This window comes from Mucilaginibacter sp. P4_D1 (assembly GCF_056401935.1).
Map to the genome: position 1 here is coordinate 155,321 of NZ_JBFUIJ010000004.1, position 20,240 is coordinate 175,560.

At 44.0% G+C, this 20,240-nt stretch carries 14 protein-coding genes; all 14 read left to right on the plus strand.

All coding sequences use genetic code 11. The features are described from left to right. Positions 1-67 precede the first annotated feature (67 nt). The 14 genes from AC1DV1_RS06170 to AC1DV1_RS06235 all read left to right on the plus strand — a co-directional run bounded on the left by AC1DV1_RS06170 (position 68) and on the right by AC1DV1_RS06235 (position 20,224). Positions 68-3,340 carry a TonB-dependent receptor gene (locus AC1DV1_RS06170; RefSeq protein ID WP_477356619.1) on the plus strand — a complete coding sequence of 1,091 codons (3,273 nt, stop codon included), beginning with the start codon at positions 68-70 and terminating at the stop codon, positions 3,338-3,340. A gap of 20 nt (positions 3,341-3,360) precedes the next feature. After that, positions 3,361-4,983 carry a RagB/SusD family nutrient uptake outer membrane protein gene (locus AC1DV1_RS06175; protein ID WP_477356621.1) on the plus strand — a complete coding sequence of 541 codons (1,623 nt, stop codon included), beginning with the start codon at positions 3,361-3,363 and terminating at the stop codon, positions 4,981-4,983. Between the two features lie 158 nt (positions 4,984-5,141). Further along, on the plus strand, positions 5,142-6,494 hold the full coding sequence (locus AC1DV1_RS06180) for a BNR repeat-containing protein (protein WP_477356623.1): 1,353 nt from the start codon (positions 5,142-5,144) through the stop codon (positions 6,492-6,494). Positions 6,495-6,499: 5 nt separating this feature from the next. Next, positions 6,500-7,729, plus strand: coding sequence for a DUF2264 domain-containing protein (locus AC1DV1_RS06185; protein WP_477356625.1), 1,230 nt, complete (start codon positions 6,500-6,502; stop codon positions 7,727-7,729). A 634-nt stretch (positions 7,730-8,363) separates the two neighbouring features. Beyond that, entirely contained in the window at positions 8,364-9,620 is a 1,257-nt protein-coding gene (locus tag AC1DV1_RS06190) for a glycoside hydrolase family 88 protein (protein WP_477356627.1), read from the plus strand. Further along, the gene (locus tag AC1DV1_RS06195) at positions 9,621-11,516 is read left to right on the plus strand and encodes a glycoside hydrolase family 97 protein (protein WP_477356629.1); all 1,896 of its coding nucleotides are present in this window, start codon (positions 9,621-9,623) and stop codon (positions 11,514-11,516) included. A 184-nt stretch (positions 11,517-11,700) separates the two neighbouring features. Further along, positions 11,701-12,024, plus strand: a complete 324-nt coding sequence (locus AC1DV1_RS06200; RefSeq protein WP_147060947.1) for an ArsR/SmtB family transcription factor — start codon at positions 11,701-11,703, stop codon at positions 12,022-12,024. Between the two features lie 6 nt (positions 12,025-12,030). Continuing rightward, the gene (locus AC1DV1_RS06205; RefSeq protein ID WP_477356631.1) at positions 12,031-12,522 is read left to right on the plus strand and encodes an SRPBCC domain-containing protein; all 492 of its coding nucleotides are present in this window, start codon (positions 12,031-12,033) and stop codon (positions 12,520-12,522) included. After that, positions 12,506-12,898: a DoxX family protein gene (locus AC1DV1_RS06210; RefSeq protein ID WP_477356633.1), complete on the plus strand. Its 393-nt coding sequence runs from the start codon at positions 12,506-12,508 to the stop codon at positions 12,896-12,898. Before AC1DV1_RS06205 ends, AC1DV1_RS06210 begins: the two co-directional genes overlap by 17 nt. Positions 12,899-12,908: 10 nt before the next feature. Then, positions 12,909-13,466, plus strand: coding sequence for a DUF4256 domain-containing protein (locus AC1DV1_RS06215; protein WP_477356635.1), 558 nt, complete (start codon positions 12,909-12,911; stop codon positions 13,464-13,466). Positions 13,467-13,506: 40 nt separating this feature from the next. Further along, entirely contained in the window at positions 13,507-14,085 is a 579-nt protein-coding gene (locus AC1DV1_RS06220; protein ID WP_477356637.1) for a YdeI/OmpD-associated family protein, read from the plus strand. A gap of 347 nt (positions 14,086-14,432) precedes the next feature. Next, positions 14,433-15,680 (plus strand): YdcF family protein, encoded by a 1,248-nt coding sequence (locus AC1DV1_RS06225; RefSeq protein ID WP_477356639.1) that lies wholly within the window; start codon positions 14,433-14,435, stop codon positions 15,678-15,680. 11 nt (positions 15,681-15,691) lie between these two features. Further along, positions 15,692-16,567, plus strand: coding sequence for a hypothetical protein (locus tag AC1DV1_RS06230; RefSeq protein ID WP_477356641.1), 876 nt, complete (start codon positions 15,692-15,694; stop codon positions 16,565-16,567). A 378-nt stretch (positions 16,568-16,945) separates the two neighbouring features. Then, on the plus strand, positions 16,946-20,224 hold the full coding sequence (locus AC1DV1_RS06235; RefSeq protein ID WP_477356643.1) for a SusC/RagA family TonB-linked outer membrane protein: 3,279 nt from the start codon (positions 16,946-16,948) through the stop codon (positions 20,222-20,224). The last annotated feature ends 16 nt before the right edge of the window (positions 20,225-20,240 follow it).

Sequence of the window (20,240 nt, forward strand, 5' to 3'; positions counted from 1 at the left end):
CGCCGTTCCGGCGCATAGAAAAATTATTTGTCAATAAACCATGTTTTAACCCAAACTATTCAAAAGTATGAAAATATCTACTTTTAACATAGGTGTGCCCAAACTATGCATGCCCCAAAAGTTATTATTAGTTGTGAAAATAACTGTACTCTTCTTTTTTGTCGCTATTATGCACGTCAGCGCATCATCTTATGCGCAAAAAATAAATCTTTCGGCAACAAATGCACCTTTAAAAAAACTATTTAAAGAGATAAGGAAGCAAAGCGGCTACAATTTTATTTATACCGAAGGTATGATGAAGGATACGCGTCCGGTTAACATTCACGTTAGCAACGCATCCATCGGCGATATTCTTGATAAAGTATTTCATGACCAGCCACTTTCTTACACCATCAGCAACAATACCATAGTTATTAAAGAAAAAGATAGCCAGGAAAGCGATAATGTATTGATAACCATTACAGGTACCGTTAAAGACGAAAAGGGCGAGCCTTTGCCTGGTGTTACCGTAGCGGTTGAAGGTATTGCCAATGCCACATCAACCGATTATAATGGTAAGTATACCATTAAGGCTAATGCAGGGCAAACCCTGGTATTTTCATTCATTGGTTATAAAACAATAAAAAAGCTTGTCAATGATAACGAGCAACTTATCAATATCTCTTTAGAGCCTGCATCCAGGGATTTAACAGAGGTAGTTGTAGTTGGCTACGGCACCCAAAAACGATCGGATATTACAGGTGCTGTGGCATCGGTGCCCAAAGCCCGTTTATCAGAGTTGCCGGTTACCAACGTGCTGCAAGCCCTGGAAGGAGCCGTGGCAGGCGTTACCATAACTAATACATCATCTGTACCAGGCGCGGTGCCCGGCTCAATTGTAAGGGGGCAAAACTCTATCAACGCAGGCACGGGCCCGTATGTTGTTGTGGATGGTATCCCGCTGAGTAAAACCGGCGGTTCGCTTAATGATATCAACCCCAATGATATCGCTTCGATGGAAATATTAAAAGATGCATCGGCGGTTGCTATCTACGGAACCAACGGCTCAAACGGTGTTATCCTGATTACTACCAAAAGAGGGAACAGCGGCAAACCTGTTATCCGTTATAGCGGTTATGCCGGTATTGAAAACCTGGCACATATTCTTGATCCGCGCGACCCGGCATCTTATATTCAAAAATATGCCGATTACCTTTCGCAAACGGGCCAAACACAAACCAGCCCGGTGCCAAACAGCTCCGAGTTACCTAATTACCAGGCAGGTAAAACCATTGATTGGGTTAAAGAAACTACCCAGCAAGGCGTAATGCAGGATCATAACCTGAGCGTTTCTGGCGGTAGCCCCGATGTTAAATATTTTATATCAGGCGATTACCTGAAACAAAAAGGCGTGGTAAAAGGGTACCAATACAACCGGGTAAGCATCCGCTCAAACCTTGATGTAAATGTTACCAATTTTTTAACTGTTGGTATGTCATCCTATTTCGCCAACAATAATTACGATGGCGGCAGGGCCAACCTGTTATTCGCAACAGCGATGAGTCCCTATGGTAATTTATATAACGCCGATGGTACTTATACCATTTACCCTATGGCGCCTGAATTGTTGTATACCAATCCCTTATTGGGTTTAACTACCGACCAGGTAAACCGCAGCGTAAATTTAAATGGCAACGGCTATGCCGAGATTAAATTTGGCGGTTTGCTTAAAGGATTAAAATACCGTGTAAATGCCGGCTACACCTATTTGCCAACCCGGGTTGATAGCTACAGCGGCCGTTTGGCAAATACGCCCTTAGGATCGGCCAGTGCTGCAAGCTCCGAAACTACAGCCTATACTATCGAAAACCTGTTGTACTATAACAAGGATATTGGTAAGCACCACTTCGATTTTACGGGTTTATACAGCGCGCAACGCAGGCGGTATTTTACTTCGACGGCAGCCGCTACAGGTTTTGTAAATGATGAGCTGTCTTTTAACAATATTGGCGCGGGTGCAACCCAAACCTCATCGTCATATTCAGACAGGTACGCGCTTACCTCGCAGATGGGCCGTATCAACTACTCCTATAATAGCCGCTACCTGTTCACCGTTACCGCCCGCCGCGATGGATCGTCGGTTTTTGGCGCTAACACTACTAAATACGGCGTGTTTCCATCGGCAGCCCTCGGTTGGAACATCAGCCAGGAAGACTTTTTGAAAGATTCAAAAATAGTTAACAGTTTAAAGCTGAGAGGCTCGTACGGAAAAACAGGTAACGAGGCGATAAGTGTATATCAAACCATTACCACAGACGGTACTGTTCGGTCGCCATTTAATGGGGTAAGTACTATTGGGGTGCAGGCTAGTAACCTGGGTAACGCCAACCTGCTTTGGGAAACCACCGTAGGCACCAATATCGGGGCAGATTTCTCACTATTTAACAGCCGTATCAACGGATCGGTTGATGCTTACAAAACGCGTACATCTGGCTTGCTGTTAAAACGGAGTTTGCCTGCAATTACCGGTTATTCATCAGTATGGGATAATATTGGTAAAGTGGCCAACAAAGGCCTCGAGGTTACCCTGAATACAAAAAACATTGATGGCAGGGACTTTCGTTGGGAATCAAACATCGTGTATGCCATCAACAGGAATAAAATTGTGAGCCTTTATGGCGATGGTAAAGATGATATTGGCAATAGGTGGTTTATAGGTAAACCTATCAGCGTAATTTACGATTACAAAATGACAGGCGTTTGGCAAACAGGCGAGGATGCCTCCAAGCAAGACCCTGGTGCAAAACCAGGCGACCTGAAATTTGCCGATACCAATGGCGATGGCAAAATTACTGCTGATGACAGGGTTATACAGGGCCAAACAACGCCAAAATGGACGGGCGGTATTACCAATACTTTTCACTACAAGCAATTTAACCTGAGTGTATTTATACAAACGGCACAAGGCATGCTTAAAAACAATGCCGATTTAAATTATGCTGATGAATCGGGCAGGAGGAATACACCGGCGGCCATTGAATACTGGACACCATCAAACGGTAATAACTCGTTCCAGTCTTTAGCATATACCAACACCAGGGGCTACGGCTATCCGCGCGATGCCAGCTATACCCGCATTAAAGATGTAACTTTTAGCTACGTTGTGCCGCAGGTGCTGTTAGATAAAGCGCACATTAACGGTTTAACGTTTTATGTAAGCGGCCGCAACCTGCACACTTTTACCAAGTGGATAGGCTGGGATCCAGAAAATAATTACTCGACCAGGGGATCCGGCGATTGGACAAATAATTATCCAACTACCCGCACATTTGTTTTTGGCGCCAACATCTCATTAAAATAAACTGATAAAAGATAAACGACATGAAAAAGTATTCAATTATAGTGGCTTCTGTATCAGTGCTAATAATCGCATTTGCATCCTGTAAAAAGTCATACCTGGCCGAAAAGCCTTACTCTTCATACACCCCCCTAACACTTAATGATTCACTGGGCTTTGAAGCCGCCGCCGTGGGCCTTTACAATTATGAAAGTACCATTTTAACCTATTCAAGCGCGCAGGGCTGGCCAAGTGTTTGGCAGGTGGGCACCGATGTGGCCAATGCTACAGCAAACCAGCAAGGTATTGAAGTGCCGTATTATAATTACGCGCAGCTTACCCCAACAGACGGGGCAGCTTCATACATCTGGGGCAAGTATTATGCGTTAATTAACAATGCCAATATTATCATCAAGGCCGTTGAAGACCCTTCAAATACCAAGCTTACCACCAAAGGTAAAAACATGATAGATGCCGAAGCCAAGTTTTTTAGGGCATATGCTTATAATAACCTGGTTACATTGTTTGGTAAAGTGCCGTTGGTAACGGCTCCGCTTGCAGCGCCAAAAACAGATTTTGTGCGTGCTCCACTTGATCAGGTCAATAACCTTATTATAAGCGACCTTACGTTTGCCGGTGCAAACCTGTCTGATTTAAATGCAGGTACATCTAAGCTAAACGTACAGGGCAAACCTGTTGACAGGGCCAATAGGTACATGGCCATGCAGCTTTTGGCCGAGGCCTACCTGCGTATGGGTAAAAACGACCTGGCCGAACAGCAGGCCCAGGCGGTTATCAGCAGCAGTAAATTTAGCCTGATAAGCAACCGTTATGGGGTGCGGGCAAGTGGTGCCGGTGATTATTACTCAGATATGTTTGTGTACGGTAACCAGCGCCGCAGCCAGGGTAACTCAGAAGCCATATGGGTTATCGAACAGGAAAATCCAAATTCGGTTGTTGGGGGTAATACAGATAATGCCCAGCAACGCCGTGTGTGGGGAGCTGCCTATTACAACATTAGCGGCATGGTGCTTTGCGATTCGCTTGGGGGCCGCAGTATTGCCAGGCTGAGGTTAAGTAACTGGGTATTGTACGGTTTATATCCAACAGGCGATTTACGTAACTCGCAATATAGTATCAGGAGGCGTTATTATATCAACAACCCAACTGCCGCAAACTATGGCAAGCAAGTGCCGTTTACCGGGCCTGATACCTTATACAAAATTTGCCCAAGTACAACTAAATGGGGTGCGTTTGACCCTAACGATACCTTTGGTTATGCTATGATCAAAGATTTTATGATGATGCGGTTAGGCGAAACCTATTTGTTACTTGCCGAAGCCCAGGTAAAACAGGGTAAAACCGCCGAGGCTGCAAATACCATTAACATTTTGCGCACAAGGGCGCAGGCTCCACAGGTTACTTCCAGCCAAATGACTATCGATTTTGTACTTGACGAGCGTGCCCGCGAATTGATTGGAGAGGAAAACCGGAGAATGACGCTGATGCGTACCGGAACCCTGGTTGATCGTGCAACACGCCTCAATTCAAATGATGTTCAGCACCCTACAACCGGCCTGGCAGCAAAAAACCTGTTATTGCCCATCCCCTTATCAGAAATTCAGTTGAATAAGGATGCCGTTTTAGAACAAAACCCAGGGTATTAATATAATTCATAGTGTGCGGCAGTGTATATTGCCGCACACTTTACTGCTGTCATGTTAATTGTATAATGACGGATAGTCGTTAGTCGGAAGTCTTTAGTCAAAAAAAGAATAAATTTAACTTTGACTTAATACTTAGTACTATTAACTTAACACTGCTTATGCATTTTAACCCTCTCAAACAATTCCTGTTTACAGCTTTATTGATAGGTAGCTTTTTGCACGCAGGTGCACAAAACTACCCTGTAAAAGTGAGTGCGATTGGCCCCGGATGGGCTAATAACTCGGTGAACACCGTCATTTTTCGCAAGAATTCGCTGGTCACTTTTAAAGGCCAACAATATGCTGCTTACTATAACCAGGACCAGGTTTTAACCCTGGCCAAAAGAAGAAGCGGATCAAACGAATGGCAAATTGCGGTGACAACCTACAAAGGCGATGCCGCTGATGCTCATAAGGACATAAGCATTATGGTTGATGGGGCGGGTTACCTGCATGTAGCCTGGGGTATGCACAATCAGCCATTAAACTATGCAATGGGCGTTGCACCCGGCAGTCTTGTTTTATCAACACCAAAATCAATGACAGGCATTGCTGAAAACAGTGTAAGCTACCCTGAATTTTACAGGCTTCCCCAGGGCGATCTGCTATTCCTTTACAGGGATGGCGCATCAGGCAATGGCAACCTGGTACTTAACAGGTACAACGTATCGGCAAAAAAATGGGTAAACATACAACACAATCTAATTGACGGCGAAGGCAAACGCAATGCTTACTGGCAAATGGCTATTGATAAAAAAGGTTTTATACACCTGTCATGGGTTTGGCGCGAAAGCCCCGATGTAGCCAGTAACCATGATATGTGCTATGCTGTTTCAAAAAATGGCGGAATAAACTGGGAAAGATCAACGGGCCAAACCTATAATTTGCCGATAACTGCCGCCACTGCCGAATACGCCTGCAAAATTCCACAAAAAAGCGAGCTGATTAACCAAACATCTATGGTTATTGAGGATGACGGTACCCCGTTTATAGCCAGCTATTGGCGGGAGGCAGGAAAGACAGCCCCACAATACCATATCATTTATAAAAACAATGGCCAGTGGACAAGCAACAGCCTCGGTTTTCGCAAAACACCTTTTAGTTTAAGCGGAATGGGCACCAAGAGTATTCCGGTTTCACGACCGCAAATTATAGCCTTGAAACAGGGTAAAAATACCGCCGCGGCCTTAATATTCAGGGATAAAGAACGGGAGGATAAAATTTCTGTTGCAGTTACCGGTAACCTGGCCGGGAATAAATGGACGGTTAATGATTTGTCGGCATTTGCTGTTGGAGCCTGGGAGCCAACCTATGATACCGAACTATGGAAAGATAAAAAGATACTTAACCTGTTTATACAAAATGTAGTACAGGTAGATGGGGAAGGCCAGGCCAATATTACCGCCCAGCCGGTACAGGTGATGGAGGTGGATTGTGCTTCAATTCTGTCTGCGACGTTAAAGAAAAAATAACTGCTATGAAAAAATTACTGTTTTTGCTTTGCACAATGTTGGTTATATCCAACCTGTGGGCGCAAAAAAACATATCAAACGGCCTTGCCGACCGCAAACTGTGGCTGGCCTATATGGATAAAATAGCCCGGCCTGTACTATCAAACCTGGCCGAAGATAAGCTGAAGCAAAATATGCCGGTGAGTTTATCGGATCATATTGATAATAAAGAAGGGCGTTCAAAAGTTGCTTACCTTGAAGCGTTTGGCCGTACCTTAAGCGGGATAGCGCCCTGGCTTAACCTGGAAGGGGGCGATGCCAGCGAAGTAAAGCTGCGTAACCAGTACCGCGCATGGGCATTAAAAGCGATAGCCAACGCGGTTAACCCGCAGGCTAAAGATTACCTGCAATGGAATGGCGGGCAGCCTTTGGTTGATGCATCTTATGTAGCCTTCGCGCTTGTCCGCAGCCCCTGGTTATGGGAACACCTGGATACTGATGTAAGAAAGCAAGTGGTTGACGCCATGAAGATAACCCGTAATACGGTGCCGGTTTACTCCAACTGGATCCTGTTTTCGGGGATGATAGAGGCCTTCTTTTGCAAATACGATTTAGGGGACGACCCCTTACGCACCGAATTTGGCATCCGCGAATTTATGCAGCACTGGTATGTTGGCGACGGCATGTTTTCTGACGGGATGACCTTTCATTTGGATTACTACAACAGCATTGTGATACAGCCTAATTTAAACGCCATGTTACAGGTACAAGGCGAAAAAAAGAAAACCTATCAACATGAACAGGAGCGCGCAAAAGCCATTGGCCAACGCTATGCCGAAATATTGGAGCGATTAATTAATGCCGATGGCAGTTACCCGGCAACGGGCCGCTCAATAGTTTACAGGGCAGGGGTTTTCCATCATTTGGCCAATATGGCTTATATTAAACAACTCCCGGCATCATTGCCGCCTGCACAGGTACGTTGCGCGTTAACGGCTGTCATCAAAAAAACACTGGAGTCGCCTGCTACATTTACTGCGGATGGATGGCTCAATATTGGCCTTTATGGCAAACAACCTGGCCTGGCCGATTTTTATATTACAACCGGCAGCTTATACATTTGCAGTAATGTTTTTGTACCGCTTGGTTTGCCTGAAACTGACGAGTTCTGGAGCGCCCCGCCCCTGAAATGGACCGAAGCCAAAATCTGGAGCGGAGAAGATGTAAAAGCCGACCATGCCCTTGATCTGAAATAAAGAAAGGGCGGGGAAAATGCGTCTAAAGTGGGTTAACATAACTTAACATATTTTAATTTTATTTATTGTAAATAGCTGATAATTAACATGTTGTAAATTTCATGGTTAACACTAAACTGATGCTTCTGTATTTAAGCACATCCAAATGTTTGTGCCTATTGTTGGCCAAAATAGGTGCCGAAGCGATTTGGATCGTTTGACCAGGATTAGGAAATAAACGCTATGCCTCGTGATGATTATATCTTCTTTACACCATAAGCTTATTCCGTTAGCTATTATTAAATGACAGATCATCGCCGCTAAATATTAGATCGTTTGCCTTGAAAGAAAGGGGGAAGATATTTGACAGAAAAACTTAGCTCAGGCCGTTTTTTGTTTAAGCCGGGCCGCATTCTTGATAACCATGGCTTTTTAGTACAAATTGACTTCTTCTCCCCCTTATTTGGCCTAATGCTCCCCCTTGCGGGTTTTTGTTTTAAACTACTTTCGAAACTCAATTATAAACGATTGCTCCAATTTTGTTTGCGCCCGGCGGTAGATCGTTTTAGCAATTAGCAGATCGGCCGTTTTTACAATTAACAACATAGGTGTCTGCGAGGAGGCGGAGTACAAAATTGAGAACCAATAAAATCTTATGGAAAAAAAATATCTAAAAAATCGTTTTAATACCAAAGCGCTGTACAAAGTTTTATTCGTTCTGATGCTTTCGGGTGTCGGATTTCGTGCCCATGCTCAAAAAGGCTTGCAGGTACTACCCAATATAAACTATTGCGCCGGGCAAGCGCAAAAAACGCTAAGTAATATTCCGGCAAGTGGCAATAACCTGCCCCGTAATATAGATAATGGCAAAACAGACTGGCGATATGTAAACTACGAGGACTGGTGCAGTGGCTTCTGGCCTGGTATTTTATGGTACTTATATGAAGGAACCCATGATGAAAAATGGAAAACAGCTGCTGATAGTTTCACAAAGGAATTGCAGCCGCTTTCTGAGCATGGTGGTTTTGACCATGATTTGGGTTTCATGATATTTAACAGTTTTGGTAACGGTTACCGGTTAACAGGGAATCCCGAATATAAACGGGTTGTATTGCGTTCGGCAGATTCATTGGCCACTTTGTTTAATCCCAAAGTAGGTACCATATTATCATGGCCGTCAATGGTTAAAAAAATGGGTTGGCCCCACAATACCATTATCGATAACATGATTAACCTCGAACTTTTATTCTGGGCATCAAAAAATGGCGGCAACCGGCACTTATACGATATCGCGGTTAAACATGCCGAAACCACCATGCACAATCATTTCAGGCCCGATTATACATCTTACCATGTGGTGGTATACGATGCCCTTACCGGAAAAAAGATAAAAGGGGTAACCCACCAGGGCTACGCAGATAACAGCATGTGGGCCAGGGGGCAATCATGGGCAATATATGGTTTTACCATGTGCTACCGCGAAACCGGGAAAACAGAATTTTTAAACTTTGCACAAAAAGTAGCAGATGTATACCTGAGCCGCCTGCCGGCAGATTTGATCCCTTTTTGGGACTTTGATGATCCTGCTATCCCCAATGCTCCTAAAGACGCTTCGGCAGCCTGCGTAACGGCTTCGGCATTGCTGGAGCTGTCAACATTTGTAAAGGACAAATCCAAGGCACAAATTTACCGGCAGAAGGCCGAAGCTATGTTGCAAACGCTTTCTTCTCCGGCCTATCAAAGCCATCATGTAAACGATGCCTTTTTACTGCATTCTACCGGGCACCACCCCGCCGGAACAGAAATTGATGCGTCAATTATTTATGCCGATTACTATTATTTAGAAGCCTTGTTGCGGTTGGATAAATTACAACATGGCAAAGCTGTTCACTATCAACATAAATCAAACTAAATGAGGTATTTACTATTAACTATAGTTTCGTTTATCGTTTTAGAGGCTAAAGGACAAGGCACCGTAACAGGTATGCCGCTCGTAATTCAATCGCCTGATAAAAACCTGAGTCTGAAGTTTTATCAAAAGCAGTTGGCCGATAACAAGCGGGTTATGTATTACCAGGTGACATATAAGGATAAACAAGTTATAAGCGAGTCGGTTCTGGATATTCAACTGGATAACCAGTTATCTGAAAAGGCGATGGCGCTGAAGATAGATCAGCATAAAAACTGGTGCGAAAACCTGGTAATAAAGGATATAAAAACCACAACTCATGATACCACCTGGATACCAGTGAATGGCGAACGCAACCAGATCAGGGACCATTATAATGCTTGCGATATCACGCTGGTGAAGGACGATAACCCAATGTATGTGATGCAGGTACAAGTGCGGGTTTATGACGAAGGCGCTGCTATCCGCTACTATTTCCCCGAAAACGAAAAAGGGACGTATTACAATGTCACTGCCGAAAATACCGAATTTAGTTTCCCGGCGGGCACCCAGGCCTGGTTTGCCAACTGGGCCCAGGCGCCTTATTACAAGCTGCCACTGGCCAGCTGGCCCGGCGAAAGCGAACGGCCGCTTACTTTAGAGTTACCCAACAGGCTGTTTGTAGCGCTTGGCGAAGCGCAGTTGGTTGATTATGTCCGCACCAAATTTAAGTTAAGCGATGATAAGCCGAACACCATAGTAACTGCGATGTTTGGAGGGGCGCAGCTTGTATCTCCGGTAGGTACGCCATGGCGCGCTATCATGGTGGCCGAAGCCCCCGGTGATTTAATAGCAAATGATTATATGATGCTTAACCTGAATGAACCATCACGAATAGCCAATACGGAATGGATTAAACCCGGTAAAATTATGCGTGTGATGACGCAAACCACTGCCGATGCCAAAGCCAATATCGATTTTGCTGTAAAACATAATCTCCAATACATACTATTTGATTGGAAATGGTACGGGCCAGCCTTCAGCTTTAACTCGGATGCAACAAACGTGGCTATTCCCGACTTTGATTTGCCGGGCATTATTCAATATGGTAACGATAAAGGTATTGGCGTATGGCTATACGTTAACCAGCAGGCATTAATGGCGCAAAGCGACAGCCTGTTTGCGATATATAACAAGTGGGGGGTAAAAGGTGTAAAATTTGGCTTTGTTCAGGTAGGTTCGCACCGATGGACTACCTGGGTGGAGAAAGCGATACAGAAGGCGGCGGCCAGCCACATAATGGTTAACATTCATGACGATTGGCGCCTTACCGGCGAGCAGCGCACCTGGCCCAACCTGATGACCGCCGAAGGCGTACGCGGCAACGAAGAAATGCCGGATGCTACACACAATACCATATTGCCTTTTACCCGGTACTTAGCCGGCCCGGCCGATTATACCATTTGTTATTTTGATAAGCGTATAAAAACCACCCATGCACATCAACTGGCATTGGGCGCAGTTTACTACAGCCCTTTGCAAACGCTGTATTGGTATGATAAGCCATCGGCAGCGCATAACGAACCCGAACTGGAGTTTTGGGATAATATTCCCACTACCTGGGACGAAACAAGGGTAATACAGGGAGCGCCGGGGCAATATATTACAACCGCAAGGCGCAAAGGAACCGAATGGTTTGTTGGGACCGTTACCAATAATGAAGCCAGGACGTTAAAAATGGCGCTCACCTTTTTGAAGCCGGGCAAAAAATACGGGGCCCAAATATATAGCGATGATGCCGGGGTGGCTACCACTACGCATGTGCGGGTTAGCAACAGTGTGGTTAACAGCAAAACTGTTTTAACCATTAACCTGCAACCATCAGGAGGCGAGGCCATGCATTTAGAAGAGATTAAGTAAGCATGCCTGGTAATAGATTTAAAGTAGCAAAGACCACAGACATACGAAATGTCTCCCCTGTGCTAATTTCGATATAGCTTCAGGGATAACTCTCCTGCCGGACAACACAAAACGCCGAAAAAAATCAATAAAAATTTGCGTAGTTAAATAGCTACATTTATATTTGTAGTCAAATAGCTACATGATGAATTTAAGACGAGATGTATTCCAGGCCATAGCCGATCCCACAAGAAGGGCTATACTTTTGTTGGTTGCCACACAATCGATGACTGCCGGTGCAATAGCTTCAAACTTTAATACGGCAAGGCCAACGGTTTCAAAACATTTACAAATACTCACCGAGTGCGAATTGCTTGGCCAGGAGCAAACCGGCAGGGAAATTTACTATCATATTAATGCGAAAAAGATGAAAGCCATAGCCGATTTTATTGAACCGTTCCGCCAAATGTGGGATGACAGGTTTAACAAACTGGAAGATATCATGAAAAACTATCAACAAAAAAAATAGCATATTATGGAACTTAAAACCAAGATCAATGCCGAAGACGGCAAACAGTACCTGGTAATTACAAGGGAGTTTGATTTACCGTTGGAATTACTTTTTAAGGCCCACATTGAGCCCGACATAGTGGAGCAATGGATGGGGACTAAAGTGCTTAAACTTGAAGGTAAAAAACACGGCAGCTGGCAGTTTGAAACATTAGATGCCAATTGGAATGTAGTTTTCAGGGCCAACGGGGTAATTCACGAGTTTGTGCCGAACCAGAAAATTACCCGGACTTTTGAAATGGAAAATACACCTTTTCCCGTTCAGCTTGAGTTTTTGGAGTTTGAACAACTCACCGATGCCACCAGTAAGATCAGCATACGTATTGTATATAAATCAGTTGAAGCTAGAGACCAAATGCTGAAGCTGCCTTTTGCCCAGGGCCTTAACATGGCACATAATCGTTTAGAAAACACGTTGAAAAAATTAAATAATATACACCATGACAAAGCGCAATAAAATTATCTACTGGGTTGCAACTATCTGGCTTGCATTAGGAATGATATCAACCGGAATAGTGCAGCTGTTTAAGATGAAAGAAGGGCAGGGGGGAGCAGATAGCATAACGCACCTTGGTTATCCTGTATACCTGTTAACAATATTAGGTGTTTGGAAGTTTTTGGGCGTTGTAACAGTGCTTATTCCTAAATTGCCTTTGGTAAAGGAATGGGCTTATGCAGGCTTTTTCTTTGTAATGACAGGGGCAATATTTTCGCATATCGCATCGGGCGATGCTGTTAAAGACATATTCCCGTCGGTGTTATTGCTGGTGCTGACGATAGTATCGTGGTATTTCAGGCCTGCAGATAGGAAGATGATTTTAGTTAACCCATAAAAAGAATTGTATGAACGCTAAACTATCAGCAGAAAAGAGCGGGGAATTACTCGCATTATTGAAAGCTCGCTTTGAAAAAAACATGAACCGTCATGAAGGTATCGAATGGGCCGCTGTGCAAACTAAACTGCAGGGAAATGCCGGAAAATTATGGTCGCTCAATGAAATGGAAATAACCGGCGGCGAACCGGATATTGTTGGCGTTGATAAAAATACAGGCGAATACATTTTTTATGATTGTTCGGCCGAAAGCCCTAAAGGCCGCAGAAGCCTATGTTATGATAGAGCGGCGCATGAGGCACGGAAAGAATTTAAGCCGGAAAACACCGCTATTGACGTGGCAGATGCCATGGGTATTGAGATTTTAACAGAAGATCAATACAGGGAATTACAGAACTTTGGAAAGTTTGATTTGAAAACATCGAGCTGGGTAAAAACACCGGCAGATATCAGGAAATTTGGCGGGGCTGTATTTTGCGATCGCCGGTACAATACGGTGTTTCTTTATCATAACGGAGCCGAATCATACTATGCCGCCAGGGGCTTTCGCGGCTCGTTGAAGGTGTGAATTTTGTATAGCAACTGATAACCAATATTAAGCATATACCATGAACCCGAATGTTGACTTTTATTTTGACAAGGCCGAAAAGTGGCACGAAGAACTGGGACAATTAAGATTGATCATTTTGGATTGCGGGCTTACCGAAGAATTGAAGTGGGGTTGTCCTTGTTATACTTTTCAGGAAAGTAATATCGTACTCATACATGTGTTTAAAGAATACTGCGCGGTTTTATTTTTCAAAGGAGCGTTGCTTAATGATGCCAACGGTATTTTGATTCGGCAATCAGAAAATGTACAGGCAGCGCGCCAGGTGCGGTTTACCAACGAGCGGGAAATAATTGACTTAAAAGCCACCCTTAAAGCCTACGTTTATGAAGCCATTGAAGCTGAAAAAGCAGGTTTAAAAGTGAGTTTGAAAAAGACAACCGAATTTGCAACGGCTGAAGAATTTAAAAATAAATTAGATGAGATGCCGATCCTGAAAACGGCATTTGATGCATTAACACCCGGGCGGCAAAGGGCATACCTGTTATATTTTGCCGCACCCAAACAATCCAAAACCCGCGAGGCAAGGGTTGATAAATATATACCCCAAATTTTGGACGGAAAGGGATTGAACGATTAACATACTACAATACTGATTTTACATTGGTAAAATGAAAATAGCCATTTTACAAGTGCTTTACTACGACTGGATAGCTGACTGTTGCTTCTCTTTAATCCCGCGCCCTTCTTTCCATATCAGCAATTACCAAACCTGGTTGCTGCTTTACACAAGCAAACTCCAAGATTTATTGAAATCGGACGAATTACTTTCTATCCGGAGATCGCCGGCATCACAATTCTGGTAAGTTTTTACATATAAATTACTTTAGCCGCTCCCCGTGACTTAATCATCTATGAGATTGTTACCTGGAGTTAATCTTAAGTTTAATTAAGAGGGGTTTCTTTACGCTTTGTTAAAAAACACCTATGAAAAAAATTATAGTATTATCGCTGCTATGCCTTAGTTGGTTAAGTCATTATGCCCAGGCGCCCCTTGCAGCCCGCGCAAAAAAAGTACCAACCGACTATGTGGAAGTTAAAAACTACTATTTGCTCTCCCTTTTTGAGCAGGATAACGAAGTTGGCTTATTACTTAAAGGTGATGCCCAACTGGCGCAGCTCGCTCAACAAAAACTAAATAAGCTCAATATGTCCCTTACCGATTGTAACGATGCATCGTGCTTAACTGCTGCAGTAAAACTTACCGATGAAGAGATTCGGTTAGTAACTGAACGCCTTGCTGCGCTTTATAAACCCGGCAACGCTTTGGATAGGCTGGTAAAATCAAAGCTGATTCCATCTGGTGCGTATAGTTTATATAAAAAAATGCCCAACGTTGAGTTCCTGCAAAAGGCCTGGGAACAGGATGCCGGCAGTATTAACTATACGATAGCGGTATACGGCGAAGGGAAAAAACCTAACTATCCGCAAATAGATTCTATTAGTTACAATGTTCACGCAAAGGCCTATCGTACGTTAATGTATGATGTTACTGCTACTTTGATTGGCGACGTTAAAAACACGCGGTTGTTTTTTGAACCATCGATGCAGGCTGCGTTGCTTTATTTGCAGATAAATGAGCGGCAGGATCCGGCCAACTACGAGCCGATGGAATTCGGGGCGAATCAAGCTGCCGTGGCCAGGGTAAAAACCATTAAGTGGTCTGCTTATCCCTACTCAAACATTATGGTACCCGGCGCCGGGCCCGACAATTTAACATCTCCTTTAAGCGGCGAAGGCATGCTGCGCTGCAGGTTGGCTGTTCAGCAATATAAATTGGGTAAAGCGCCGTTCATCATCGTATCTGGCGGCAAAGTGCATCCCTACAAAACCAAATACAACGAAGCCGAGGAGATGAAGGTTTACCTGATGAAAACCCTGCACATCCCCGAAAAGGTCATCATCATTGAGCCACATGCCCGCCATACCACCACCAATATGCGTAACAGCGCCAGGCTTATTTATAAATACGGCATCCCGGCCGATAAGCCCGGTATTGTGGTAACAGATAAATCGCAAACAGATTTTATTATGACGATGGACGCCCGCTGCCAAAAGGAACTAGACTATGTGCCTTACAAACTGGCCAAACGGAACTCGGAAACCGAGGTTGAATACTATCCCGTTGAAGATGCCAAACAAATTGATCCTGACGAACCACTTGACCCACGATAAACATTCAACATATGCAGAAAATTACTTTAACCATAGCTGCTTTAATATTAGGTATCGGGAGCATAACACCCGGTAATATTGATCATCAACTCAAACGCTCGATCACTGTCGATTCTTTGGGCGCTTGCCAGGGTATCTCCTACCAAAAGGGACGCATATTTTTATATGGAGACCGGGAAGTGGGCATGATCCGTGAGTTTAAAATGCAGGGCGATAGCCTGGTTTATCAGCATAAAGAAGTAAAGCTGACCCAAAACGGGCAGGATGTAATTAACCACCCTACCGGGATAGCTTATAACGGTACTGGTCCTACTTTTATTGGTAACTCTATCCGGCTTAACGCAGAAGGTACCAAATGGAGAGCCGTTATTTATTGTGTTGATTGGAAAGCCCTGCTGAAAACCGGCACGCTTGATACCAGCCTGCTCAATACCATTGATGATGATGCCTGTATACAAGGAACCCGCCCTGAGTATGTTAAATATAATAATAAGTGGTATGTGGCTACCGCCGACTATGGCGACCATGGTAACGAGGTAAGATTATATGATCCGGCGAAGCTGGCAAAAGCGGCCAATACCAAAGAACCCGGTGTACTTTACAAAAAGTTTACATGCACGCCCTGGGTGCAAAACCTGCATTGGATAGCCGATAAGGGCGTGTTGGTGCTTATTCAAAATAAAATTGAAGGGCGGCAATGGCGCTTTACCTATGTTGATCTTGAAAAATCGATTGAAGCCGGCAAGCAGGTTGTCATCAACCAGGTTGATGGTATTGACAGGACCGATGAGCTGGAAGACTTTTCGTTTATTGGCGATGACGAAAAGGGAATTTCCGTAACATCATCGCGAAAAAACAACGTGAACTTTACTAAAACAAGCTGGTAAAACACCAGTAAACCGAGCCACATTATAGGATAGCGTCATATTGCCCGGGCATTTTTTATTAATATAAACTTAACATTTAAGTAGCCCGATGTTAAGATAGCTGGTTTAATTTTGTTGCCATTACTGCAATATTAATAATCTATAATTAATATTATATTATCACGGGGCAATAAATATTATGATAATATTAAAATTTGCCATGTGTTTTAATTTAAATGCCTATGTAACATTAATTTAAACTTAACATCGATAGCCGGCGATAAAACATAGAAACCGGTGAATGCACTAACATTCACACGGCTCCCGGAATAATTGTCAAATAACTAAAAAGCGGTCGAAAGCTTTACTGTCATTTCCTAACAATCAATTTTTAAAAATATGAATAAAAAGATTACCCGTGATCTTTTTGAAAGGTTTTTGCTAAAACCTTTTATCTGCCTCATGATCATGGCAACCGCGTTTAACTCAAACGCCGCAACCCCCATTAAAATTGCAATAAACCAGGCAATTCAAATAACTGGTACCGTAACCGACGAAACCAACCAACCCCTGCCTGGTGTATCAGTAATGATCAAAAACACTAATAAAGGCACATCAACAGATGTGAGCGGAAAATACAGCATATCAGCAGAGCCAGGTGCCGTACTTGTTTTTAAGTTTATTGGTTACCTGCCAAAGGAAATAACCGTTGGCGACCAGGCCAATATAAATGTTAAACTGGTACCACAGGCCAATATGCTTAATGAGGTTGTAGCCATTGGTTACCAAACCATCCGTAAAAGCGATGTAACCGGCTCGGTTGCCAGTGTGAAATCAAGCGATTTAAATCTTTCATCTCCTTCACTGGGGCAGGCGCTTGTTGGTAAGGTATCAGGTGTACAGGTATCGCAAACCGGCGGTGCGCCATATACCAGCCCAAAAATCAGGGTTAGGGGTATAGGTTCGTTCAATGCCAGTTCTGATCCTTTGTACGTTATCGACGGTTACCCGTCAAATGATATCTACATTAACCCGGATGATGTGGAAAGTATCGACGTGTTAAAAGATGCCGCATCGGCCGCTATTTACGGTTCGCGTGCATCTGGCGGCGTGGTGTTGATCACTACCAAAAAAGGTAAACTGGGTAAAGGCCGTTTTGAATACGATGTGCAAACCGGGATTGACCAGTTGGCCCACAAAGTAAAACTGCTGAACGCCGATCAGGCTGCACAGTTGGTAATAGATGGCCGTAACAACGCCTATCATGATCTTTGGGTAAACACCGGCCATACCTGGAATGATGCCATGTATTCTGACCCGAATGCAACCCGTGTAACCAATGTAGGTAACACCGGCAGCGTAAGTATCCCCGATGGCTTATATAATTTTGCTACGCAAACCCCTATTAAGCAAACCGTAAATACCGATTGGCAGGATGAGTTGTACCGCAACACATTTATGCAAAAGCACACCCTGTCGTTTTCGGGGGCGTCAAGTGATATTCGCTACTACGTGAGTGGTTCATACCAAAACCAGCCGGGTATTATTCAAAGTACCGGTCAGCAGCGTTATAACTTCCGCGCAAATATTGATGGTGATGTAAGCAAACGCATCCACATAGCGGCCAATGTAGCTTACACCCAAAATACCAACCAGGAAACACAGGAAGGACGTTTTGACCACAGCCCAATTCTTGGCGCGCTTATTTATATGCCTTACCTGCCCGCTTATAATGCTGATGGTTCATTAGCCACCAATGCGGAAGCTGCCGGCTCAACCCAATATGGTTACCAGGGTATTGAAAACCCGGTTGCACTTGCCGAGCGTATTAAAATTAACAGGAAAGGGTACCGTGGTCATTACAACGCGGCCGCTATATACCATATATCGAAAGATCTTGACTTTAAAACTAACCTGGGTACCGAAACCTATACCGAGAAGTATGATTATTATTACCCAACCACGCTAAGCAGTGGTGCGTTCCCTCCGGGTTCACAACAATCAATTTTGGCCGCTAATGCGCAGGCTTCAAACCTGGTAACTGTTGATAGGCTTGCCGAGTTTACCTTAAACTATAATAAGCAAATTGGCAAGCACCACTTTGACGCCCTGGCAGGTTACACCGCGCAAATTACCTCTGCCGATTATATCAGCGTAAAAGCAAACGGCTTCCAAAATGATGCGATTCCCGAAATATCAAACAGGGGCGCCCTGGCAGCTAACTTTGCTTTAAACTCTGCTTATAAGAGTGAATATACCCTATTATCATACCTTGGCCGTGCTAACTATAACTACGCAGGTAAATACTTTTTAACCGCATCGTTCCGTGCCGATGGTTCATCACGTTTTGGGCCGGCAAATAAGTATGGTTACTTCCCATCGGTTGCTGCCGGCTGGAATTTGTCCGACGAAGATTTTTACCATAACTTCCTTGGCGATCAATCAACTGTTAAAATCCGCGCAAGCTGGGGCAAAAGTGGTAACTTCAATATCCCTAACTACGCCATACAACAAACATTGGCAACACCCACAGGTACCGTGCTTGATGGTAACAGCGCTGTAACAGCAACCTATCCGGGTGGGATAAAAGATAATACCTTAAGCTGGGAAACTACCTCGCAGTATAACTTTGGTACCGATATCTCTTTGTTTAAAGGTCGACTTTCAATTATTGCCAACTATTACCTGAGTTATTCATACAACCTGTTGTATAACCAGCCTATTTCGGCAATATCGGGCAGTACCACCATCCTAACCAACCTGCGCGATTCCAAGATTCGCAACGGCGGTTTTGATTTCCAGGTAGACGGAAAGATCATTAACAATAAGGATTTCACCTTTGGTGCAAGCGGTAATATTTCATTAAACCGCAATAAAGTTGTTAAACTGCCGTCAAACAATACCCTGATCATTAATGGTGCCGAGCGCTCATACCTTACCAGCATCACTACACAAGGCCAGCCAATAGGCATGTTTTATGGCTTTAAAGTTGGCGGTATAATTACTGCCGATAATTTAGGTAAAACCGCCCCGTCTGCTTCACAAACTAATCCCGCCAAAATTGGCGATCTGTGGTTTGTTGACACTAATCACGATGGTATTGTAAACGATGCCGATAAAGGCATTATCGGTTCGCCATATGCCAAATTTACTTACGGCTTTGCCTTAAATAGTACTTATAAACACTTTGATTTAAGCGCTGCCTTCAACGGATCATACGGTAACCAGATTCTGGATGGACAGGACTATTACCTGTATAATGGAGAGGGATCGGGCAATCAATACGCCAACGTAGCCGACAGGTACAGGAATGCGGAAAACCCGGGCGATGGCTCTTTTTACCGTGCTTCACGTGCCGGTACGCAAAGTAACAGTACCCGTTTATCAACATTTTACCTGCAAAGCGGCTCGTACCTGCGTTGTACCAACTTAACATTAGGTTACACCCTGCCAGGCTTTTTGCAAAACACTTTGGGCCTTACCAAGGCACGTGTTTTTGCAAGTGTAGTTAATGCGTTTACCATCACCAAGTATAAAGGCTATAACCCCGATGTAGATTACAACTACTCTGGTGCCGCATCAAACAGCACGCAGCCTGCCAACCTTGCGCCGGGTATCGATTATGGTACCTATCCGCTGGTTAGGTCATACAACTTAGGTGTAAACGTTACTTTTTGATAAATTTTTTAAGAGA